Below are 22,649 nucleotides of genomic sequence, written 5' to 3'. Positions count from 1 at the left end.
GTGCGTCGTCCCCGCGCGGGAGCGGAGGCGGGGCGGCGATGCAGGGGCTCGAAATGGTGCTGGTGCGGCTGGCGTCGACGGTTCTGACGGCGCTCACCAAGGTGTACGTCTCCAAGGTCCCCGAGGTCGGCGGCATTGCCGCTCTCGCCGAGCTGCCGCAGTTGGCGGAGGTCACGTTCGGGAAGTCGCGGCCGGGACGTCGTCGGCTCACGCCAGCGCCGCGATGATCCCCCGCGCCCGCTCCACCGGCACCCCCGCCGACAGGAGCGCCGTCGACGCGGCGGCCAGGCCCGCGTCCTTCGGGTCGAGCAGGCCGTCGTTGACGGCCTCCATCAGGCCGAAGAGCTGCTGCTCGTGGACGTACGAGAGGGCGGCGGGCGGCAGCGGGGAGGCGAACGAGCCGTCCTCGTGGCCGACGCGCAGCAGGTTCACGCACTCCGCGCGGACCGGGGCGAGGCGCTGCCGGATGCCCTCCATCGTGACGCTGCGCTGCGCCAGGGCGACGAGCAGGCGGTAGCCGTCGGCGATCTCCCAGACGGCGACCATCGAGTGGGCGAGCGATTCGGCGGGGTCGTCCGACCGTGCCCGCCCCGAGGCGTGGGCCGCGGCGACCGCCTCGACGGCGCCGTCGATGAGCGCGCCGATCAGCGCCTCACGGCTGGGGAAGTGGCCGTACACCGTCCGGCGCACGACGCCCGCGGTGCGCGCGATCTGGTCCATGGACGCGTCCGGATCGCGCAGCAGCTCGGCGAGGGCCACCTCCAGGATGCGGCGGCGGTTGGCGTCGGCTCGGCTCATGCGCTCCATTGTGCACGCGGCCCGGGGAGGGGTTCCCGGCGCTTGCCCGCGGGGTTCCTTTGGGGCGCTCTCCACCCGTTTTGCACGTGACTGTGCAATGGCGTAAGTTGCACAGTCGTGTGTAATTGCACAGTGCTGTGCAAGGTCACCGGACAGACAGGAAGTAAACGGGGAGCAGGGAAGGGTGAGGCTTCGGTGGCTCTGCTGATGAAGCAACCGGTCGAGGAGATGAAGCAGCCGTACGCGCGCCGCTGGTGGGCGCTGGGCGTGCTGTGTCTGAGTCTGCTGATCATCGTCATGGCGAACACGGCGCTGACCGTCGCAGCCCCCGACATGACCAAGGACCTCGGGCTCTCCAGCTCCGACCTGCAGTGGGTCATCGACGGCTACACCGTCCCGTACGCCGCGCTGATGCTGCTGCTCGGCGCGATCGGCGACAAGTACAGCCGGCGCGGCGCGCTGGTGCTCGGACTCGTCGTGTTCGGCGCGGGATCGGTCGCGGGCTCGCTGGTGGACAGCTCGGGCGGGGTCATCACGGCCCGCGCGGTGATGGGCTTCGGCGCGGCGATGATCATGCCGGCGACGCTCTCGCTGCTCGCGGCTACCTTCCCGCGCGCGGAGCGGGCCAAGGCCATCGTGCTGTGGACCGCCACCGCCGGCCTCGCCATCGCGGCGGGCCCGCTGGTCGCGGGCGCGCTCCTGGAGGACCACGGCTGGGCCTCGACCTTCCTGATCAACGTGCCGGTCGCCGCTCTCGCGATCGTCGGTGCCTTCGTGCTGATCCCGCCGTCCAAGGCCGGGCACCACAACCGGATCGACTACGTCGGCGGCCTGCTGTCCGTGATCTGGACCGGCGCGCTCGTCTACATGATCATCCAGGGTCCGCACTTCGGCTGGGACGCCAAGGCGATCTCGGCGGCGGTCGTCGCGGGCCTCGGCCTGCTCGCCTTCGTGGCCTGGGAGCTGCGCCACCCGCACCCGATCCTGAACGTCCGCCGCTTCCTCGACCGCCGCTTCGCCGGCTCGAACCTCGCGGTGGCGCTCTTCTTCCTCGCGGTCTTCGGCGCGTTCTACTACCTGACGCAGCACCTGCAGTTCGTCCTCGGCTACAACCCGCTGGAGACGGGCGTGCGCATGCTGCCGCTCGCGGGCGCGGTCTTCGTCGGCTCGGCGCTGACGGGATATCTGACCCCGCGCATCGGCATGAAGATCACGGTCTCGGCAGGCATGGTCGCGGGCACGGTGGCGCTGGCGCTCCTGACGCGGGTGGACTCCGGTTCCTCGTACGGGGACTTCGTCGCCCCGCTGATCATCCTGGGCCTGGCCATCGGCCTCGCCCTGTCGCCCTGCACGGACGCCATCATGGGCGCGTTCCCGGAGTCCGAGCTGGGCGTCGGCGGCGCGGTCAACGACACCTCCCTCGAACTCGGCGGCTCGCTCGGCATCGCCATCCTCGGCTCGGTGCTTGCCAGTTCGTACTCCTCGAAGCTCGCGGACGCGGCGGAGGCCTCCGGCACGAAGCTGCCGGCCGGCACGCTCGACACCGCGCAGGACTCGGTCGGCGCGGGGTACGCGGTGGCGCAGGGCATCGGCGAGAAGGCGCAGGCGGCGGCCGAGAAGGCGGCCCACGCGAGCTCGCAGCAGCAGGCGGCCCAGCTCAAGGGGCAGGCCGACCAACTCGCGCAGGGCGCGGGCAAGATGGCGGACGCGGTCGGCTCCGCGTTCTCGGACGCGGTGGCGCACACGAGCCTCATCGGCGCGGTGATCCTCGGCGTCGGCACGGTCCTTGTGGCGGTGCTGCTGCCGCGCAAGGGCCGGGACGAGGCGGCGTCGGCCGATGGTGACGCGGGCCCGTCGGACGACCGCTCCCCGGACCGGGAGCCGCAGCTGCAGGACTGAGCCGCCGCGCTCACCCTCACGATCGGCCGGGCCGTCCCTATCGGGGCGGCCCGGCTTCGTCGTCCCGTCCCGGGGAGCCTCGGGGCGTCCGTCTGTCCCGGCGAGAGCGAGGTTCCCGAAAAGTGTTGACACCACTCCAGGTGAAGTACTACGTTCAGACCACTTCAAACGGAGTACAACAGGCGCAGTCGCCACCATAGCCTCACCACCGCCCCAAGGAGCCGCATGCGAAAGCTCGTCTACTTCATCGCCGTCAGCCTCGACGGGTTCATCGCCGGACCCGACGGCGCCGACCCCACGGGCCCCGACGGGTTCTGGCCGGTCGCGCAGGACTACGTGCGGCACCTCACCGAGACGTACCCCGAGACCCTGCCCGCCCCGGCCAGGGAGGCGCTCGGAATCACCGCCGACGGGGTCCACTTCGACACGGTCCTCGAAGGGCGCAGGACGTACGAGATCGGCCTGGCCGCGGGCTTCGCGAACTGCTACCCGCACCTGCGCCACCTCGTCTTCAGCCGCACCCTCACCGAGAGCCCCGACCCCGGCGTCGAACTGGTCGCCACCGACCCGGTCGAGCGGGTGCGGGAGCTGAAGCGCGAGGAGGGCAAGGACATCTGGCTGTGCGGCGGCGGCGAGCTCGCCGGTGTGCTGCGCGGCGAGATCGACCGGCTCGTCGTCAAGTTGGGCCCCCTGTCGCTCGGTTCGGGCACCCCGCTCTTCGCGCACAAGACCGCCTTCGACCCGGTCCTCTACCAGCGGACGGACGCCGTCCTCCTCGACAGCGGCACGGTGTTCCTCACGTACGACAGGGCCGCGGGGGACGTGAACGGGTCCTAGACCGTGAGCCGTTGGCCCTCGCCGGCCGCCGCCCGCAGCAGTACGTCCGTCAGTTCGCCGGGGGTGGAGAGCATCGGCCAGTGTCCCGTGGCCAGTTCGAAGAAGGTGGCGCGCGGGCCGGCCAGGTGCTGGACGAGCGGCAGGCCCGACGCCACCAGCGCTTCCAGCGCGGCGATGTCCGTCGTCCCGCCGGTGGTGCAGAAGATCCCCGTCGTCGCAAGCTCGGCGACCGCGCCGGAGATGCGGAGCCGCTGCGCGTACGGGCCGGCCGGTGCGGGCGAGACGAGGCGCGCGAGCCGGTCGAGCGCCTCGTCGGGGACGCCCGCGAGGTTCCCGTAGGCCTGCAACTCGGCCCGGGTGGGCGCCGGGATGCGCCAGCCGTCCTCGGCCTGCTCCTGCTGGCGCAGCGTCCGGTCGCGGGCCGGCCCCTCGGGCATCTGCTTGCGCACCTGGTCGATCATGGAGAGGCCGTCCTGCGGCAGGGGCGAGTCCAGGTGTACGAGCCGGCCGACCCGGTCCGCGCGCCGGTCGGCGGCGCCCGCGGACGGGTAGATGCCGTAGCAGTAGCCGACGAGCACCACCTCGGGCGCGTCGATGTGGTCGATCAGCTGGACGACGTCCTCGATGTGCGTCTCCAGGTCGACCTCGGGCCCCGCCAGGTGACGGCGGTCGCCGAGCCCGGTGAGCGTCGCCGCGTGCACCTCGGCCCCGGCCGCCCGCAGCCCGGCGGCCACGTCCCGCCAGAGCCAGCCCCCGGTGTACCCGCCCGACACCAGCACGAACGTCGTCGTCATGCGTCCTCCTCCACTCAGCGGCGCCCCCGCGGCCCTCGTGTGCCGCGCGCCCGCCGGTACGGTAGGAACTCCCCCTGAGGGAGGTTCAAGTCCGTGTCGCCCGACGATCCGTGGAGCACGCCCGACGGCCTCTGGAGCACGCCCGAGGACCCGTGCAGCACGCCCGACGACCCGTGCAGCACGCCCGACGACCTCTGGAGCATCGGACAGCTCGCCGAACGCGCCGGCGTCACCGTCAAGACCGTGCGCTTCTACTCCGACCGAGGCCTGCTGCCCGAAGCCGCCCGCAGCGGTGGCGGCCACCGCCGCTACGGCCCCGACGCGCTCGACCGGCTCCGCCTCATCCGCTCCCTGCGCACCCTCGACCTGCCGGTCCCCGACGTGCGCCGGGTCCTCGACCAGGACGACGACCTGGAAGACCTGGTCGCGCGGCAACTGCGCGAGGTCACCTCGCGTCTCGCGGCGCTGCGCTGGCGGGAGGCGGCCCTGCGGCTCCTGGCCGAATCCGACTGCACCGTGCGGGAGCGGGCCGAGCGGCTGCGCCTGATCGGGACGGTGTCCTTCCCTCCCGGCACGGCCGCGATCGCCCGATTCTGGCGGTGCTGGCTGCCCGCGCGGCTCCCCGCCCGCGTGGCCGCCGCGGTCGTCGACCGGGCGGTGCCGGCCCTGCCCGACGCCCCCACCCCGGCCCAGGTGCTCGCCTTCGCCCGGCTGCAGGAGTTCGTGGCCGGCCCCTGCGCCGTCTCCGGGCCGCGCGCGGGCGCCGGATTCGGCGTGCCCGAAGTCCACGCGCCCGGCAAGGGCTACCGTCCCGCCGTCCTCTACGAGGGCCTGCCCGAGGCCTTCGAACTGGCGGCGGCGGAGCTGCGCGCGGGACGCGCCCCGCACGCGGGCGAGGCCCTCGACTGCTTCGCGGCCGTCCACGCCGCCGCCCTGGGCCGCCGCGACACCGCGGACTTCCGCCGCGGCCTGCACCCCATGCTCGCCGCGGAGACCCGCGTCGACCGCTACTGGCAGCTCACCGCGGAGATCGAGACCCAGCCCCCGGGCCCACCGGAACCGACCCCCGGAGCCGCGGACAACTGGCTCAGGGCGGCCCTCGGCGCCACCGCGTAACGCCACGCCACCGCCTGATGCCACGCCACCGCATGCCGCCGCGCCGACGGCGACCGTGGTGCCGCAACTCCTCTGGAGCGTACGGTGGTTGCGTGAGCGACCACGCCCGACCGGAACCGCAGCGCGTGGGCGTCGACTTCTGGTTCGACCCCGTGTGTCCGTACACGTGGATCACCTCGCGGTGGCTGCGCGAGGTGGAGCGGGTGCGGGACGTCGACGTGCGATGGCGGGTGATGAGCCTCGCCGCCCTCGACGAGGACCGTGCCGTCGATCCGGAGGACCCCGAGGGGCTGTACGGGGAGTACATGAAGGCGCCGGGACGCATCTGCGCGGCCGTCCGCGCGCGGTACGGGAACGCGGCGCTCGGCCGGTACTTCGACGCGCTCGGCGAGCGGATCCACGGCCGGCAGGACTGGGCGGGCACGGGGGCGGCCCTCGCCGACGCCGGGCTGCCCGCGGAGCTCGAAGCGGTGGCGATGACGACCGAGTACGACGACGCGGTACGGGCCTCGCACGAGGCGGGCGTCGCGCTCGTCGGCGACGACGTCGGCACCCCGGTGCTCGCCGTGGACGGGGTGGGCGCGCTCTTCGGGCCCGTCGTCTCCCCGGCGCCGCGGGGCGAGGCGGCGGGGCGGCTGTGGGACGGGGTGGTCCTGATGGCCGGGGTGGAGAGCTTCCACGAGTTCAAGCGGGGGCCCGCCGCACCCGACTTCCGCTGAGGCGCGCGCCCGCCCGGCGGCCGTCCCCGAAAACCCCTGGCCTTGACGCCCACGTCAAGGATTACCGTCGGGGCATGCGAATCGGCGAGCTCGCGGCGCGCGCGGGGACGACCACGCGGACGCTGCGCTACTACGAGTCCCGCGGGCTGCTGCCCGCACGGCGCACCGGCAACGGCTACCGCACGTACGACGAGGACGACGTGCGGCTCCTGGAGCAGATCAGGACCCTCCAGGACTTCGGGTTCGACCTGGAGGAGACCAGGCCCTTCGTGGAGTGTCTGCGCTCCGGTCATCCGGAGGGCGACTCCTGCCCCGCGTCGCTCGCCGTGTACCGCCGCAAGCTCGGCGAACTCGACGCGCTGATCGGCGAGTTGAGCGCCGTGCGCGAGCAGGTCGGCGCGCAGCTCGCGCGCGCCGAGGAGGCGTTCGTGAGCGGCCCCGAGCCGCGGTGCGAACTCACGGGATGACGGAACCACGGGATGACGGAACCACGGCATGAGGAGAGTGGGCACATGAAGGCAGCCGGAGTGGCCGAAGTGACGGACGCGGACTTCGCGGGGGAGGTCCTTGGCGAGGCCGGCAGGCCGGTCCTGGTGGAGTTCACGGCGGACTGGTGCGGGCCGTGCCGGCAGCTGGCGCCGGTGCTCAGCGAGCTGGCGCGCGAGGAGGCGGAGCGCCTGAAGATCGTGCAGCTGGACGTGGACCGCAGTCCGGCGACCGCCATCGCCTATCAGGTGCTCTCGGCGCCGACGATGATCGTGTTCCGGGACGGGGAGCCGGTGAAGCAGATGGTTGGCGCGCGGGCCAAGCGGAAGCTGCTCGCCGAGCTGGCCGACGTGCTCTGAACGGACTCCGAACGGAGAAATGCCCCGGACGAATTGACGTCCGGGGCATTTCTCTGCGTATATTGGATTCTTTCGCGAAGCTGCGCTTATTCAGCACGACGCCTTCACGGAAAGTTTCAATAAGAGCACTGTAACTGTCGAGGGGCTGAATTGTCAACCGAGGAATTGCGGGAAGAGCAGCAATTCGTCTCCGGGCTGTACGCACGCCTGGACGCGCTGCGCGAGGAGGCCGAGGCCGCCGTGCGGACGTCGTTGTCGCAGGTGGGCACCGGTCTTCAGGCGCGCCTTGAGCGGGATGTGCTGGTGGCGGAGCAGTCCGGGCTTCTCGCCGCCTTCGACGCGGGGGAGAACGGGCTCTGCTTCGGCAGACTCGAATTCCGGGACGGCCGCGACCACCACATCGGACGCGTCGGTATCCGCGCGTCCGACACCGAACGCACCCCGCTCGTGATCGATTGGCGGGCCGACGTGGCGCGCCCCTTCTATCTCGCGACGGGCCACACCCCGATGGGCCTGCGCAGGCGCCGGCACATCACCACCAGGGGCCGCGAGGTCACGGACCTGCACGACGAGATCCTCGACCTGAGCGACACCACCCGTACGGGCCACGAGGGCGCCGACGCCGACGAGGTGCTGCTCGCCGCGCTCGACTCTGCCCGCACCGGCCGCATGCACGACATCGTGCAGACCATCCAGGCCGAGCAGGACCGCATCATCCGCGCCCCGCACCGCGGCGTCCTCGTCGTCGAGGGCGGCCCCGGCACCGGCAAGACCGTCGTCGCGCTGCACCGCGCCGCGTTCCTGCTCTACGCCCACCGCGAGCTGCTCGCCAAGCGCGCGGTCCTGGTCGTCGGCCCGAACCCGGCCTTCCTCGGCTACATCGGCGAGGTGCTGCCCGCGCTCGGCGAGACCGGCGTGCTGCTCTCCACCGTCGGCGAGCTGTTCCCCGGTGTGACCGCGACCGGCACCGACACCCCGGAGGCCGCCGAGGTGAAGGGCCGCGCGGAGATGGCCGACGTCCTCGCCGCCGCCGTGCGCGACCGGCAGCGGACCCCCGAGCCGGGCGAGCCCGTCGTCATCGCGCACGACGACGGCGACCTGATCCTCGACTGGACCGTCGCCGACCAGGCGCGCGAGGCCGCCCGCGCCGTCGACGTGCCGCACAACCTCGGCCGCCCGCACTTCGCGTTCCGGATCATCGACGCGCTGACCGAGCAGCTCGCCGAGCGCATCGGCCACGACCCGTACGGCGGCCCGAACTTCCTGGGCCCCGACGACATCGCCCAGCTCGGCAAGGCCATCGCGGCCAGCACCGAGGTGCACGCCGCCATCGACGAGCTGTGGCCGGTGCTGACCCCGCAGCGCTTCCTCGCCGAGTACCTGGAGGAGCCGACCGGTCTGGCCGAGCCGGACGCGGCGGCCGTCCGCAGGCCGTACGACGCGCCCTGGACCGCCGCCGACGTGCCGCTGCTCGACGAGGCCGCCGAGCTGCTCGGCCACGACGACAGCGCGGAGCGGGCCGCCGCGGAGGCGGACCGGGCCCGGCAGATCGCGTACGCGCAGGGCGTGCTCGACGTCTCGCGGGCCTCCCGCACGTACGAGTTCGAGGACAAGGACGAGGACGACGCCGAGGTGCTGCTCGCGCACAACATCATCGACGCGGAGCGGATGGCCGAGCGCCAGGAGGAGGCCGACCACCGCAGCGCCGCCGAGCGCGCCGCCGCCGACCGCACCTGGGCGTTCGGCCACATCATCGTCGACGAGGCGCAGGAGCTCTCCGCGATGGCGTGGCGGCTGCTGATGCGGCGCTGCCCGACCCGCTCCATGACGCTCGTCGGCGACCCGGCGCAGACCGCGGAGGCGGGCGGCTGCGGCTCGTGGGAGAGCATCCTCGCGCCGTACGTCGAGGACCGCTGGGAGTACACCCGGCTCGGCGTCAACTACCGCACACCCGTGGAGATCATGGACGTCGCCGCCGAGGTGCCGCGCCGCGAGCACCCCGGCTTCCGGCCGCCGAGCTCGGTGCGGTCCACCGGAGTGCGGCCCTGGGCGCGCCGGGCCGACGACCTCGCCGGGGCCGTCGCCGCCGCGGTGGCCGACGAGGCGCCCGACGAGGGCCGCCTCGCCGTGATCGCGCCGCGCGAGCTCCACGCGGAGCTCGCCGCACGGCTGCCCGGAGTGAGCGCCGGGCAGGCCCCGGACCTGACGCGGCCGGTCGTCCTGATCGACCCGCGTCAGGCCAAGGGCCTGGAGTTCGACACGGTCCTGGTCGTCGAGCCCGCCCGGTACGGCACGAGCGACCTGTACGTGGCGCTCACCCGCGCCACCCAGCGCCTCGGCATCCTGTACGCGGAGGAGCTGCCCGTCGCGCTCAAGCAGGCCGAAGCCACACCGTAGCCAGCGGGGGCAGGGTCAGGCGCAGCGACGCGGGACGGCCGTGGGACGCCACCGGCTCCGGTTTGACCGGGTCGGGGTTGGTGACGTCACCGCCGCCGAAGCGGGCCTCGTCGGTGTTCAACACCTCCTGCCAGGCGCCGAACTCGTCCGGTACGCCGAGCCGGTAGCCGTGCCGGACGACCGGGGAGAAGTGCGAGACGGTGAGCAGCGGGGTCCCGTCGCCGCCCTCCGCGGGGAAGCGCAGGAAGGCGAAGACGTTGTCCTCGGCGGCGTCGCCCTCGACCCAGGCGAAGCCGCCGGGGTCGGTGTCGCGCTGCCACAGGGCGCCCTCGCGCCGGTAGACGGTGTTGAGTTCACGTACGAGGTCGCGCACGCCCCGGTGGTCGGCCTCCGCGCCGTACGCCGGGTCGAGCAGCCACCAGTCAGGGCCGTGGCTCTCCGACCACTCGGCGCCCTGGGCGAACTCCTGCCCCATGAAGAGGAGTTGCTTGCCGGGGTGGGCCCACATGAAGCCGAGGTAGGCGCGCTGAGTGGCCCGCTGCTGCCACCAGTCGCCGGGCATCTTGGAGACCAACGACCGCTTGCCGTGCACCACTTCGTCGTGCGAGATGGGCAGGACGTAGTTCTCGCTGTAGGCGTACACCATCGAGAACGTCATCTCGTTGTGGTGGTGCTTGCGGTGCACCGGCTCCTTGGCGGCGTAGCCGAGCGAGTCGTGCATCCAGCCCATGTTCCACTTCAGGCCGAAGCCGAGGCCGCCGCGTGCCGGGCTCTCGGGGGTGCCGGGGCCCTCGTGGTGGGTGGCCCGGGTCACGCCGTCCCAGGCCGTGGACTCCTCGGCGATGGTGACGACGCCGGGGCAGCGGCGGTAGACGGTGGCGTTCATCTCCTGGAGGAAGGCGACGGCGTCGAGGTTCTCGCGGCCGCCGTGCGCGTTCGGCGTCCACTCGCCGTGTTCACGGGAGTAGTCGAGGTAGAGCATCGAGGCCACCGCGTCGACGCGCAGGCCGTCGATGTGGAACTCCTCGCACCAGTACGTGGCGTTGGCGACCAGGAAGTTGCGGACCTCCTTGCGGCCGTAGTCGAATTCGAGGGTGCCCCAGTCGGGGTGCGCGGAGCGGGCCGGGTCCTCGTGCTCGTACAGGGGACGGCCGTCGAACTCGGCGAGCGCCCAGTCGTCGCGCGGGAAGTGCGCGGGCACCCAGTCCATCAGGACCCCGATCCCGGCCCGGTGCAGCGCGTCGACGAGGAACTTGAAGTCGTCGGGGGTGCCGAGGCGCGCGGTCGGCGCGTAGAAGCCGGTGACCTGGTAGCCCCAGGAGCCGCCGAAGGGATGCTCGGCGACGGGCATCAGCTCGACGTGGGTGAAGCCGAGCTCCGACACGTACGCGGGAAGCTGCTCCGCCAGCTGACGGTAGGTCAAGCCCGGTCGCCAGGAGCCCAGATGGACCTCGTACACCGAGAACGGCGCCTCATGGACCGGCCGGTCCGCGCGGTGCGCGAGCCACTCCTCGTCGTGCCACTCGTGGTGCGACTCGTGCACGATCGAGGAGTTGGCGGGCGGGGTCTCGGTGCGGCGCGCGAGCGGGTCGGCGCGCAGCGTCGTCGAGCCGTCGGGCCGGGTGATCGCGAACTTGTAGAGTTCGCCCTCGCCGACGGACGGCACGAACAGCTCCCAGACGCCGCTGCCGCCGAGCGAGCGCATCGGGAAGCCGGTGCCGTCCCAGTAGTTGAAGCCGCCGACGACCCGCACGCCCCGGGCGTTGGGCGCCCACACCGTGAACCGGGTGCCGGTGGCGCCCTGGTGGATCATCGGCCGGGCCCCGAGCGCGTCCCACAACTGCTCGTGCCGCCCCTCACCGATCAGGTGCAGGTCCAACTCGCCGAGCGAGGGCAGGAAGGAGTACGTGTCCTGGATCTCCAGCTCCGTCTCCTCGTACGTGATGCGGAGCCGGTAGTCCTCGGGCACCGACCGCAGCGGCACGACGGCGGAGAAGAAGCCGTCGCCGTCGTCGCGCAGTTCGACGCGCAGGTCGTCGGCGACCACGGTGACGGCCCTGGCGTACGGGCGCAGCGCCCGGAAGGCCGTGCCGCCCGGAACGGCGTGGGCGCCGAGGACGCCGTGCGGGTCGTGGTGGGTGCCGCTCAGGAGCCGGGCCCGGTCCTCCTCGGGTACGGGGGACTCGGTGACGGGTCGGGAGGGGGCCCTGGTCGCGGGGACGGCGCCCGAGGACGGCGGGGGTCCGGCGTGTGAGGGTCCGGCCTGTGGTCCGACCACCGCCCCGCCGCGCCCGCCCGGCACCTTCGCTGCCGCCTTCTTGCCGGTCCCGGCACGCTTGGCGGCGCTCTTCGTGCCCTGCGCGCCCTGCACACCCGCCGAAGTCTTCGCCGTCTTGGCCGACTTGGCCGTCTTAGCAGTCTTGGCCGTCTTGGCCGTTTGCGCCGTCTGGGCGGTCTTCGCCTTCTTCGCCGTGCTCGTGGTGGCCTTCGCCGTCTTCGCGCTCCGGCGGGGCTTCGGGGTCTTCTCGGCCTGCTCGGTCTTCTCGACGGCGGGTTCGTCGGTCGGTTTGCGGGGGCGCGGGGTCACGGGGGAGGCCTCCTCCAGAGGGATGGTCAGCGGGCTTCTTCGGCGGAGCCGTCCTGGGCGAGGCGGCGGACCGCGGCCAGGGGGACCGGCAGCCAGTCGGGGCGGTGCCGGGCCTCGTAGAGGACTTCGTAGACCGCCTTGTCGGTCTCGTGGGCGCGCAGCAGTACGGGGTCCGTGCGCGGGTCGCGGCCGGCGACCTCCGCATACCCGGCGCAGTACGCGGCCCGGCAGGCGTCGGCCCACTCGGGCTCCCACGTGCCGTGCGAGGCCGCGTAGTCGAAGGAGCGCAGCATGCCCGCGACGTCGCGGACCGGCGGCTGCGGCAGCCGCCGCTCGGCGAGCGGTCTGGCCGGCTCGCCCTCGAAGTCGATGAGCGACCACGCGCCGTCCGGCGAGCGCAGGCACTGCCCCAGGTGCAGGTCTCCGTGGACGCGCTGGGCCGTCCACGACTGGCCCTCGCCGCCGAGGTCCGCAAGCGCCTCGAAGGCGGTGAGCAGCCCCGGCGCGTAGGGCCGCAGGGCGGGCACCGCTTGGGCCGCGGCGGTGAGGCGCTCCGCCATGGCGTCGGCGGTCCGCTCGACCTGGGCCCGGCCGAGCGTGACGGTCGGCAGGGCGGCCGCGAGGGACGCGTGCACCTCGGCGGTGGCGCGGCCGAGCGCCCGCGCCTCGCCGGTGAAGGACTCGCCCTTGGCGCGCATCCGCAGGGCGAGCTCCCAGCCGTCCTCGGACCCGGCCAGGAACGGCTGGAGCACCCCGAGGCCGCAGGCGTCGTCGTCCGCCGCGCCCGCGCCGCCCGCAGGGCCCGTCCCGTGCGCGAGGTCCGCGAGGAACCAGGCGGCGGGCGCGGGCACCCGGGCGCAGCTCTCGCGGGCGAGCTGCAACGGCAGCTCTATGTCGGGGTTGACGCCGGGCACGACGCGGCGGAACAGCTTGAGGATGAACGTATCTCCATAGACGAGCGACGTGTTGGACTGCTCGGTGCCGAGCAGCCGCGGGGCGAGACCGGAGGGGATCTCGACGGCCATGTCGCGCTCGAAGCGGAGCACGCCGTGCCGGCCGGGTATCCGCAGCCGTTCGAGGAGCAGTTCGGCCAGGTGCGGGTCGTGCAGGCCCTCGTACACGGTGTGGCCGGCGAGCGGACCCTCGGTGACGTGGCCGATCAGCGCGGAGGCCAGGTGTGGCGGCAGCGAGCGGCGCACGCCGAGCAGCAACTGGTAGCAGTCGGCGGGCCGTTCGGGCAGCGCGCCGTCGGGGGCCGGGCCCTGGCCGGGGACGGCCGGCTGACGGACCCGCAGGAGCAGGTGGAGCAGGCCCGCCGGTGAGCTGCGCGGCAGGAGTTCGGTGGCCGTCACCGCTTCCAGGCCGCTGATGGGACGGCCCTTTCCGGCGAACCACCGCTGCCGGGGCAGCCACTCGCGCAGCAGCGGGTCGAGCGAGGCGAGCAGCGCCGTGGCGTGCGCATTGGGGCGAAGGGCGGCTTCCGACATGGCGTCGCGTCCTTTCCGCGTCGCGGACAAGGCAGGAGTGCGGGAGTGCCGTGGTGCGTGGAGGGGTGTGCCGGTGGTGCGTAGGAGTGCCCAGGGCGGGGCGGGTGGAAACCGCCCCGCGGGGGTCGCGCTGCCGGAGCCTACGCCGGTTCCTTGCGCAGCCGGAACCAGTAGAACCCGTGTCCCGCCAGCGTCAGGAGGTACGGCAGCTCACCGATGGCCGGAAAGCGCACCCCGCCGATCAGCTCCACGGGGTGGCGTCCCTCGAAGGTCTGGAGGTCGAGTTCGGTGGGTTGGGCGAAGCGGGAGAAGTTGTGGACGCACAGGACGAGGTCGTCTTTGTATTCGCGCAGGAAGGCGATGACGGCGGGGTTGGTGGAGGGGAGTTCGGTGTAGGAGCCGAGGCCGAAGGCGGGGTTCTGTTTGCGGATCTCGATCATGCGCCGGGTCCAGTGGAGCAGGCTGGAGGGGCTGCTCATGGCGGCTTCGACGTTGGTGACCTGGTAGCCGTAGACGGGGTCCATGATGGCGGGCAGGGAGAGGCGGCCGGGGTCGCAGGAGGAGAAGCCGGCGTTGCGGTCGGGGGTCCACTGCATGGGGGTGCGCACCGCGTCGCGGTCGCCGAGCCAGATGTTGTCGCCCATGCCGATCTCGTCGCCGTAGTAGAGGATCGGGGATCCGGGCAGGGACAGGAGCAGGGCGGTGAAGAGTTCGATCTGGTTGCGGTCGTTGTCCAGGAGGGGGGCCAGGCGGCGGCGGATGCCGATGTTGGCGCGCATGCGGGGGTCTTTGGCGTATTCCGCGTACATGTAGTCGCGTTCTTCGTCGGTGACCATTTCGAGGGTGAGCTCGTCGTGGTTGCGCAGGAAGATGCCCCATTGGCAGCCGGAGGGGATGGCGGGGGTCTTGGCGAGGATCTCGGAGACGGGGTAGCGCGATTCGCGGCGTACGGCCATGAAGATGCGGGGCATGACGGGGAAGTGGAAGGCCATGTGGCATTCGTCGCCGCCGCCCTGGAAGTCGCCGAAGTAGTCCACGACGTCTTCGGGCCATTGGTTGGCCTCGGCGAGCAGGACGGTGTCGGGGTAGTGGGCGTCGATCTCGGCGCGGACGCGTTTGAGGAGGTGGTGGGTGCGCGGGAGGTTTTCGCAGTTGGTGCCCTCCTCGGCGTAGAGGTAGGGGACCGCGTCCAGGCGGAAGCCGTCGATGCCCAGGTCGAGCCAGAAGCGCAGGGCGGAGATGATCTCTTCCTGGACGGCGGGGTTCTCGAAGTTGAGGTCGGGCTGGTGGGAGAAGAAGCGGTGCCAGTAGTACTGCTTGCGTACCGGGTCGAAGGTCCAGTTGGAGGCTTCGGTGTCGACGAAGATGATGCGGGCGTCCTGGTAGGCCTTGTCGTCGTCCGCCCACACGTAGTAGTCGCCGTAGGGGCCGGTGGGGTCGGCGCGGGAGGCCTGGAACCACGGGTGCTGGTCGCTGGTGTGGTTCATGACGAAGTCGATGATGACGCGCATGCCGCGCTGGTGGGCGGAGTCGACGAACTCCACGAAGTCGGCGAGATCGCCGAACTCGGGCAGGACGGCGGTGTAGTCGGAGACGTCGTAACCGCCGTCGCGCAGGGGTGACTTGAAGAAGGGGGGCAGCCACAGGCAGTCCACCCCCAGCCACTGCAGATAGTCCAGCTTGGCGGTGATGCCCTTCAGGTCGCCGATGCCGTCACCGTTGCTGTCCTGGAAGGAACGGACCAGCACCTCGTAGAAGACGGCACGCTTGAACCAGTCGGGGTCGCGGTCCTTGGTGGGCGTGTCCTCGAACGTGTCCTGGACGGGCTCATTGAAGATCATGGTGTGGGTGACCCTCCGATCGACGGTGAGGACGCTCGCAGGACCGTGAAGACGTGCGCGGGGGCCTGGCCCGGTTCGAGGCGCACGTAGTTGGTCCTGCCCCAGTGGTAGGTGTCGCCGGTGAGCTCGTCGCGCACCGGCACGGTCTCGTCCCAGTCGAGGCCGAGTTGTGGCATGTTCAACGAGACCGTGGCCTCCTGGGTGTGGTGCGGGTCGAGGTTGGCGACCACCAGAACCGTGTTCGAACCCTGCGCCGTGGCCGCCGACTTGGAGTAGGCGATCACCGCGTCGTTGTCGGCCTGATGGAAGTGCAGGTCGCGCAGTTGTTGCAGGGCGGGGTTGGCGCGCCGTACCGCGTTGAGCGCGGTGATGAGCGGGGCGATGGTGGTGCCGGTCCGGGCGGCGGACTCCCAGTCGCGCGGGCGCAGTTCGTACTTCTCGGAGTGCAGGTACTCCTCGCTCCCGGGCCGCGCGGGGGCGTTCTCGCACAGCTCGTATCCGCTGTAGACGCCCCAGGCGGGCGAGAGAGTGGCGGCGAGCACGGCGCGTACCTCGAAGGCGGGCCTGCCGCCTTCCTGGAGGTAGGCGTGCAGGATGTCGGGGGTGTTCACGAAGAAGTTGGGGCGCAGGACGTGGGCGGTCTCGCGCGACAACTCGGTGAGGTAGTCGGTGAGTTCGTCCTTGCTGTTGCGCCAGGTGAAGTACGTGTACGACTGCTGGAAGCCGACGGCGGCGAGGGTGCGCATCATCGCGGGGCGGGTGAACGCCTCGGCGAGGAAGACGACGTCGGGGTCGGTGGCGTTGACGTCGGCCAGGACCTGCTCCCAGAAGACGACCGGCTTGGTGTGCGGGTTGTCGACGCGGAAGATCCGTACGCCGTGGCCCATCCAGAAGCGCAGCAGCCGCACGGTCTCCGCGACGAGTCCCGGCATGTCCTGGTCGAAGGCGATCGGGTAGATGTCCTGGTACTTCTTCGGCGGATTCTCCGCGTACGCGATGGAGCCGTCCGCGCGGCGCCGGAACCACTCGGGGTGCTTCTCCACCCAGGGGTGGTCCGGCGAGCACTGCAGCGCGAAGTCCAGGGCCACTTCGAGCCCGAGCCGCCCGGCCTCGCGCACGAACGCGTCGAAGTCCTCCAGCGTCCCCAGGTCCGGGTGGACCGCGTCATGACCGCCTTCCGGCGAACCGATCGCCCACGGCACACCGACGTCGTGCCGCCCCACGGACAGGGAGTTGTCGGGGCCCTTGCGGAAGGTGGTGCCGATGGGGTGGATCGGCGGCAGGTACACCACGTCGAAGCCCATGGCCGCGATGGCGGGCAGCCGGGCGGCGGCGGTGCGGAAGGTGCCGGAGACGGGCGGGGCGCCGGGCCGGACGACGGCGCCCTCGGAGCGCGGGAAGAACTCGTACCACGATCCGTACAGCGCCCTGCGCCGCTCCACGATCAGCGGCAACTCCTCGCCGGCGGTGACCAGTTCACGCAGCGGGTGCCGGTCGAGGACCTCCGCCACCTCGGGGGTGAGGGCGGCGGCGAGCCGGGCCGCGGGGGAGCGGCCGGTGTCGCGCAGGGCGCGGGCGGCGCCGGCGACCACGGCCCGTTCGGTGCGGGGGACGCCCGCGGCGGCGCGTTCGTGCAGGCGGGCGCCCTCCTCCAGGACCAGGTCGGTGTCGAGGCCCGCGGGTATCTTGATCCGCGCGTGGTGGCGCCAGGTGGTGAGCGGATCGCCCCACGCCTCCACGGCGTACGTCCAGCGGCCCTCCGCGTCCGGGGTGACCTCGGCGCCCCACCGGTCGGTGCCGGGCGCGAGCTCCCGCATCGGGGTCCAGGGGCCCGGCCTGCCCTCGGGGTCGCGCAGCACGACGTTGGCGGCGACCGCCTCGTGCCCCTCGCGGAAGACGGTGGCGGTGACCTGAAAGGTCTCTCCCGGCACCGCCTTCGCCGGTTTTCGTCCGCCGTGGACGGCCGGGCCGACATCCAGGACGGGGATGGTGGGCTGTGCGGGTGAGCCTGGCGGGGTTGAGCCAAGAGGCATGTCTGACCGCTCCTGTCCGCGTGCACGGATACGTGGGTGGGGAGGGGTTCCGCGGTGCGTGCCGGCCGGTGCGCCGACGGGTGTACCGCAGGAGCCTTCCCACTCCCTTCGGGTGCGCAATCCGGCGCTTTGTTAACTACTAGTGCGTAAGGACCCATGCAAGACCGGCCCCGTCATGAATGGCGCGACCGGCCCAATTCGCATATGCCGTAAGCCGTGTTGACCTGTCCGCATATGCCTCGGGGGTGAAAGGCGGGTGAACGGGCGCCGGATGAAGCCGGGAAGAAGCCCGGAAGGAGCCCGGAAGGAGCCCGGAAGAAGTCTCGTCCCGGCCGCGGGACGGCGATTGGTACGCGAAAAGACTGGCCGGAAGTCCCGGGTCACCGGGGCGTGAAAAAGCCCCCGTCGCCGGGCGGCCCGCACCACGGCCGACATCGAGGTCCGATACCCGCCGGTGCCGGGCCACCCGCCGCGGTCGGATGAGGGCATGACGCCACACGTTGCCGGCATGACGCCACGGGACGAGGGCATGAGGCCACAGGACGAGGGCGCGACGCCCCAGACGGACGCCGCGCCCCCGAGCGAGAGCCTTCGGGTGCTGACCGGCATGTACGCGGCCGAGGCGGAGTACCTGGCGGCGGGCGGCCCCGGCCGTGCCTCGTTCGCCCTGCTCGCGCCCTACTTCTCGCCCCAGGTCGTCCTCCACCAGGCCGCCGCCCTGCCGTACGGCGGCACCTGGCGCGGCCACGACGGCATGGCGCGGTTCTTCCTCGCGATGAGCGAGGCGTGGGAGGTCTTCGACATCACCCGGCAGGAGTTCCTCGCCACGGGGGAGACCGCGGTGGTGCACAGCGACATCCGGGCCCGTGCCCGCGCGACCGGCCGCACGCTCGACTTCCCGATCCTCCAGACGCTCACCGTCCGAGGCGGCCGCATCGCCGAGGTCCGGCCCTTCTACTGGGACACGGCAGCGATCGCGGCGGCCTGCGGAGCGGGGCGGGGCCGGTGAGCCGGGGCGTCGCGCAGGGGTGGGAGCCGGTGAACGGATCGCTGCCGTAAGGGAGTTCCGGCGCTCTGCCGGTGATCTCTTGTTGCGGACGGAACCGAATGTGGTGTCGGGTGATCCCATGACACACCGTCCGCATCCGGCCGCCGTCGTCGCCACCACCCACGGGCCCGTGCGCGGGGAGCACCAGCCCTACGGGACGCGCTTCCTCGGCATCCCGTACGCCGCCCCGCCCGTCGGCGCCCTCCGTTTCGCGGAGCCACGGCCGCCCACGCCCTGGGCCGAGCCGCTGGACGCCACCGCGTACGGCCCGACCGCCCAGCGTCAGGGCTTCGGCGAGGACGCCACCATCCCGGAGCCCTCGATCCCCGGCGACGGCACCCTCAACCTCAACGTCTTCACCCCCGCCGCGGACGCCTCGGCCGCGCTCCCCGTGCTCGTCTGGATCCACGGCGGCGGGTACGTCGCCGGGTCCGCGGCCAGCCCCTGGTACGACGGGGCAGCCTTCTGCCGCGACGGGGTCGTCCTCGTCTCGATCGGCTACCGCCTCGGCATCGAGGGGTTCCTGCACCTGGCCGACGCCCCCGACAACCGGGGCGTGCGCGACTGGATCGCCGCCCTGGAATGGGTGCGGGACAACATCGCGGCCTTCGGCGGCGACCCCGCCAAGGTGACCGTCGCCGGGCAGTCGGCGGGCGGCGGCGCCGTCCAGACCCTGCTCGCCGTGCCCGCCGCCCGCGGCCTGTTCCGCGGCGCGCTCGCGCTGTCCGGCGCGATGATGGAACCGCAGGACCGGCGGGCCGGGCACGCCGTGGCCGAGCTCTTCACCCGCCGCACCGGTGTGCCCGCCACCGCGGCGGCCCTGCGCGACCGGCCGGACCAGGAGCTGCTCGCCCTCCAGGACGCGGTCACCGCACCGGGACCCGACCGCGCCGACCTGCCGGGCCTGCTCCTGGCCCCCTTCGCCGACGGCGACCTGCTCCCGCGCCCGGCCTTCACCGAGCTCACCCTGGGCGGGACCGCCGACGACGTGCCGCTGCTCCTCGGCTTCACCCGGCACGAGTTCCACCCGGCCGGCGGCCCCGAGCTGACCGACCGCGTCTTCCGCCGCCCGAACCTCGCGCTCGCCGAGGCGCTAGCCGCCCGCGATTGCCCCGTTTGGCTGTACGAGTTCCGCTGGCCCTCACCGGTCCCCGGCGACACCGAGGGCCTCGCCTTCCACTGCCTCGATCTGCCGTTCGCCTTCGACCTGCTCGACGCCGACGGCGTCACCGCCGCCGCAGGCCACGCACCGCCGCAGGCGCTGGCCGACGCGATGCACGGGGCGTACACGGCCTTCGTACGCGACCTCGACCCCGGCGAGGACTGGCCGCGCTACACGCCAAAGCGGCGCGCGGTGCGGATCTGGGACGCCGAACCGGTGGTGGCCGACGACCCGTTGCGGGAGCTGCGGGCGGACCTCTCCGACTGATGTGCTCCCCGTGCGCCGTGGTGACGGAGGGCGCCCCACGGCTACCGTCGTTGCGAGCCGTCGGCACTGCGAGCCGTCGACACGCTCACGCGCACGCACACCACGCTCACGCGCACGTACACGCCGTACGAAGGTGGAGACCGTGAAGGCAATCCGTCGATTCACCGTACGACCCGTCCTGCCCGAGCCTCTCGCCCCGCTGGCCGAGCTGGCCCGCAACCTGCGCTGGTCCTGGCACCCGCGCACCCGTGACCTCTTCCGCGCCGTCGACCCACGGCTGTGGGAGGCGTCCGGCTGCGACCCCGTGCGCCTGCTCGGCGGTGTGCCGGCCGCGCGGCTCGCCGAGCTCGCCGGGGACGCCGAGTTCCTGCGACGGCTCGGGGAGGCCGCCGACGACCTGCGCGAATACGTCACCGGGGACCGCTGGTACCAGGAGCAGGCCCGGGGCGACGGCGGCCTGCCGCGGGCCGTCGCCTACTTCTCGCCCGAGTTCGGCATCACCGCCGCCCTGCCGCAGTACTCCGGCGGCCTCGGCATCCTCGCCGGCGACCACCTGAAGGCGGCGAGCGACCTCGGCGCCCCCCTCATCGGCGTCGGACTGCTCTACCGGCACGGCTACTTCCGCCAGTCGCTCTCCCGCGACGCCTGGCAGCAGGAGCACTACCCCGTCCTCGACCCGAACGAGCTCCCCCTCGCCCTGCTCCGCGAGGTCGACGGGACCCCCGCGACCGTGGCGCTCGCGCTGCCCAGCGGCCGCTCGCTGCGCGCCCACGTGTGGCAGGCGCAGGTCGGGCGCGTACCGCTGCTCCTGCTCGACTCCGACGTGGAGGAGAACGACCCCGGCGAGCGCGACGTGACCGACCGGCTCTACGGCGGCGGCAGCGAGCACCGGCTGCTCCAGGAGATGCTCCTCGGCATCGGCGGCGTGCGCGCCGTCCGCGCGTACTGCCGCCTGACCGGCCACCCGGACCCCGAGGTCTTCCACACCAACGAGGGCCACGCCGGCTTCCTCGGCCTGGAGCGCATCCACGAACTGGCCCTGCGCGACGTCGAGTTCGACGCGGCCCTCGAATCCGTGCGCGCCGGGACCGTCTTCACCACCCACACCCCGGTCCCCGCCGGCATCGACCGCTTCGACCGCGAACTGGTCGCGCGCCACTTCGGCCCCGCCGCCGAGCTGCCCCGCGTCGACGCGGCGGACGTCCTGCGGCTCGGCATGGAGACCTACCCGGGCGGCGAGCCCAACCTCTTCAACATGGCCGTGATGGGGCTGCGCCTCGGCAGCCGCGCCAACGGCGTGAGCACCCTGCACGGCGCGGTCAGCCGGGAGATGTTCGCGGGCCTGTGGCCCGGCTTCGACGCCGACGAGGTGCCGATCGACTCCGTCACCAACGGCGTGCACGCCCCCACCTGGGTGGCCCCCGAGGTCTTCCGGCTCGGCGCCCGCCAGATCGGCGAGCGGCGCACCGAGGACGCGCTGTCCGTCGGCGGCTCCGACCGCTGGGACGCGGTCGCCGACATCCGGGACGCCGACATCTGGGAGCTGCGCCGCACCCTGCGCGAGCAGCTGGTCCACGAGGTCAGGCGGCGCCTTCACGACTCCTGGCGGCAGCGCGGCGCGGCCACCGCCGAGCTCGGCTGGATCGACGGCGTCCTCGACCCGGACGTCCTCACCATCGGCTTCGCACGCCGCGTCCCCTCGTACAAGCGGCTCACGCTGATGCTGCGCGACCGGGACCGGCTGATGGAGCTGCTCCGCCATCCCGAGCGGCCGGTGCAGATCGTCGTCGCGGGCAAGGCGCACCCGGCGGACGACGGCGGCAAACGGCTCATCCAGGAGCTGGTCCGGTTCACCGACGACCCGCGGGTGCGGCGGCACATCGTGTTCCTGCCGGACTACGGCATGGCGATGGCGCAGAAGCTCTACCCGGGCTGCGACGTGTGGCTGAACAACCCCCTCCGGCCTCTGGAGGCGTGCGGCACGAGCGGGATGAAGGCCGCCCTGAACGGCTGCCTCAACCTGTCGGTCCTCGACGGCTGGTGGGACGAGTGGTTCGAGCCGGACTTCGGCTGGGCCATCCCGACGGCGGACGGCGCGGCCATCGACGAGGACCGCCGCGACGACCTGGAGGCCGCCGCGCTCTACGACCTCCTGGAGCAGCGCATCGCGCCCCGCTTCTACGAGCAGGGCCCCGGCGGCCTGCCCGACCGCTGGATCGAGATGGTCCGCAGGACCCTGACGCGGCTCGGCCCGAAGGTGCTCGCGGGGCGCATGGTGCGCGAGTACGTGGAGAAGCTGTACGTTCCCGCGGCGCGGGCGCAGCGCGCCCTGGACGCCCCGGCCGCCGGCGAACTGGCCGGCTGGAAGGCCCGGGTCCGGGCGGCCTGGCCGCGGGTCGCCGTGGACCACGTCGAGGCGTCGGCGAGCGGCGCGACGGCCGAACTGGGCGCCACGCTCTCCCTGCGGGTGCGGGTGCACCTGGGCGAGCTGACCCCGGACGACGTGGAGGTGCAGGTCGTCGCGGGCCGCGTCGACCCGGACGACCACCTCGCCGACGCCTCGCCGGTGCCGCTGAAGCCGGTGAGCGGGCCCGACGGGGAGGGGCGGCGGGTGTACGAGGGGCCGCTGGCCCTGGACCGTACGGGGCCCTTCGGCTACACGGTCCGGATCCTGCCGGCCCACCGGCTGCTGGGCGGCGGGGCCGCGGAGCTGGGTCTCGTGGCCCTGCCGTCCGAGGCGACGGGGGAGGAGGCGGGGGTCCTGATGCGGTGAGGGGGCCCGGCCCGGGCAGGGGAACGAGCTTCAGCTTTGCGGGGTG

Annotated in this window: 17 protein-coding genes; 11 read left to right on the top strand and 6 right to left on the bottom strand. The window is 72.8% G+C overall.

Features of this window, described 5'->3' with window-relative positions; translation table 11 throughout:
* Window positions 1-38: 38 nt before the first annotated feature.
* Window positions 39-227, top strand: a complete 189-nt coding sequence (locus tag ACFYO9_RS01630) for a hypothetical protein (RefSeq protein ID WP_358779271.1) — start codon at window positions 39-41, stop codon at window positions 225-227.
* Here the strand turns inward: ACFYO9_RS01630 and ACFYO9_RS01625 are convergent.
* The gene (locus ACFYO9_RS01625) at window positions 208-798 is read right to left on the bottom strand and encodes a TetR/AcrR family transcriptional regulator (RefSeq protein ID WP_358779272.1); all 591 of its coding nucleotides are present in this window, start codon (window positions 796-798) and stop codon (window positions 208-210) included. The genes ACFYO9_RS01630 and ACFYO9_RS01625 overlap by 20 nt on opposite strands.
* A gap of 207 nt (window positions 799-1,005) precedes the next feature.
* Between ACFYO9_RS01625 and ACFYO9_RS01620 the strand changes: the two genes are divergently transcribed.
* Together ACFYO9_RS01620 and ACFYO9_RS01615 are read left to right on the top strand one after the other, a co-directional pair.
* The gene (locus ACFYO9_RS01620; protein ID WP_388665985.1) at window positions 1,006-2,697 is read left to right on the top strand and encodes an MFS transporter; all 1,692 of its coding nucleotides are present in this window, start codon (window positions 1,006-1,008) and stop codon (window positions 2,695-2,697) included.
* 225 nt (window positions 2,698-2,922) lie between these two features.
* Window positions 2,923-3,534 carry a dihydrofolate reductase family protein gene (locus tag ACFYO9_RS01615; RefSeq protein WP_358779274.1) on the top strand — a complete coding sequence of 204 codons (612 nt, stop codon included), beginning with the start codon at window positions 2,923-2,925 and terminating at the stop codon, window positions 3,532-3,534.
* Here ACFYO9_RS01615 and ACFYO9_RS01610 read toward each other — a convergent pair.
* A complete protein-coding gene (locus ACFYO9_RS01610) occupies window positions 3,531-4,328 on the bottom strand; it encodes an alpha/beta fold hydrolase (protein ID WP_358779275.1) in 798 nt (265 codons plus the stop codon). The two genes, ACFYO9_RS01615 and ACFYO9_RS01610, sit on opposite strands and share 4 nt — an antisense overlap.
* Before the next feature lie 201 nt (window positions 4,329-4,529).
* On the opposite strand from ACFYO9_RS01610, the gene ACFYO9_RS01605 reads away from it, so the two are divergent.
* The 5 genes from ACFYO9_RS01605 to ACFYO9_RS01585 all read left to right on the top strand — a co-directional run bounded on the left by ACFYO9_RS01605 (window position 4,530) and on the right by ACFYO9_RS01585 (window position 9,405).
* Window positions 4,530-5,444, top strand: coding sequence for a MerR family transcriptional regulator (locus tag ACFYO9_RS01605; RefSeq protein WP_358779281.1), 915 nt, complete (start codon window positions 4,530-4,532; stop codon window positions 5,442-5,444).
* A gap of 92 nt (window positions 5,445-5,536) precedes the next feature.
* Window positions 5,537-6,163 (top strand): DsbA family protein, encoded by a 627-nt coding sequence (locus ACFYO9_RS01600; protein ID WP_358779276.1) that lies wholly within the window; start codon window positions 5,537-5,539, stop codon window positions 6,161-6,163.
* Between the two features lie 74 nt (window positions 6,164-6,237).
* Window positions 6,238-6,630: a MerR family transcriptional regulator gene (locus tag ACFYO9_RS01595; protein ID WP_355802638.1), complete on the top strand. Its 393-nt coding sequence runs from the start codon at window positions 6,238-6,240 to the stop codon at window positions 6,628-6,630.
* Window positions 6,631-6,675: 45 nt separating this feature from the next.
* Complete coding sequence (trxA, locus tag ACFYO9_RS01590) at window positions 6,676-7,008, top strand: thioredoxin (RefSeq protein WP_355802636.1); 333 nt, start codon at window positions 6,676-6,678, stop codon at window positions 7,006-7,008.
* 150 nt (window positions 7,009-7,158) lie between these two features.
* The gene (locus ACFYO9_RS01585; protein ID WP_358779277.1) at window positions 7,159-9,405 is read left to right on the top strand and encodes a helicase; all 2,247 of its coding nucleotides are present in this window, start codon (window positions 7,159-7,161) and stop codon (window positions 9,403-9,405) included.
* Here ACFYO9_RS01585 and glgB read toward each other — a convergent pair.
* From glgB to ACFYO9_RS01565, 4 genes are all read right to left on the bottom strand, one after another.
* Window positions 9,380-11,992, bottom strand: coding sequence for a 1,4-alpha-glucan branching enzyme (glgB, locus tag ACFYO9_RS01580; protein ID WP_358779278.1), 2,613 nt, complete (start codon window positions 11,990-11,992; stop codon window positions 9,380-9,382). The two genes, ACFYO9_RS01585 and glgB, sit on opposite strands and share 26 nt — an antisense overlap.
* A gap of 26 nt (window positions 11,993-12,018) precedes the next feature.
* Entirely contained in the window at window positions 12,019-13,479 is a 1,461-nt protein-coding gene (locus ACFYO9_RS01575; protein WP_355802630.1) for a maltokinase, read from the bottom strand.
* Between the two features lie 140 nt (window positions 13,480-13,619).
* Complete coding sequence (treS, locus tag ACFYO9_RS01570; RefSeq protein WP_388665899.1) at window positions 13,620-15,320, bottom strand: maltose alpha-D-glucosyltransferase; 1,701 nt, start codon at window positions 15,318-15,320, stop codon at window positions 13,620-13,622.
* Window positions 15,317-17,353, bottom strand: a complete 2,037-nt coding sequence (locus ACFYO9_RS01565) for an alpha-1,4-glucan--maltose-1-phosphate maltosyltransferase (protein ID WP_358774122.1) — start codon at window positions 17,351-17,353, stop codon at window positions 15,317-15,319. The genes treS and ACFYO9_RS01565 overlap by 4 nt, the downstream gene beginning before the upstream one ends.
* Before the next feature lie 607 nt (window positions 17,354-17,960).
* On the opposite strand from ACFYO9_RS01565, the gene ACFYO9_RS01560 reads away from it, so the two are divergent.
* The 3 genes from ACFYO9_RS01560 (at window position 17,961) to glgP (ending at window position 22,603) form a co-directional block, all read left to right on the top strand.
* Complete coding sequence (locus tag ACFYO9_RS01560) at window positions 17,961-18,362, top strand: nuclear transport factor 2 family protein (RefSeq protein WP_358774152.1); 402 nt, start codon at window positions 17,961-17,963, stop codon at window positions 18,360-18,362.
* Window positions 18,363-18,480: 118 nt separating this feature from the next.
* The gene (locus tag ACFYO9_RS01555; protein WP_358774120.1) at window positions 18,481-19,830 is read left to right on the top strand and encodes a carboxylesterase family protein; all 1,350 of its coding nucleotides are present in this window, start codon (window positions 18,481-18,483) and stop codon (window positions 19,828-19,830) included.
* A gap of 142 nt (window positions 19,831-19,972) precedes the next feature.
* Window positions 19,973-22,603, top strand: coding sequence for an alpha-glucan family phosphorylase (glgP, locus tag ACFYO9_RS01550; RefSeq protein ID WP_355816265.1), 2,631 nt, complete (start codon window positions 19,973-19,975; stop codon window positions 22,601-22,603).
* Window positions 22,604-22,649: the final 46 nt, after the last annotated feature.

It is taken from the genome of Streptomyces sp. NPDC005863, from assembly GCF_042871345.1.
GTDB lineage: Bacteria > Actinomycetota > Actinomycetes > Streptomycetales > Streptomycetaceae > Streptomyces.
This window is presented reverse-complemented; position numbering and strand designations above follow the sequence as displayed.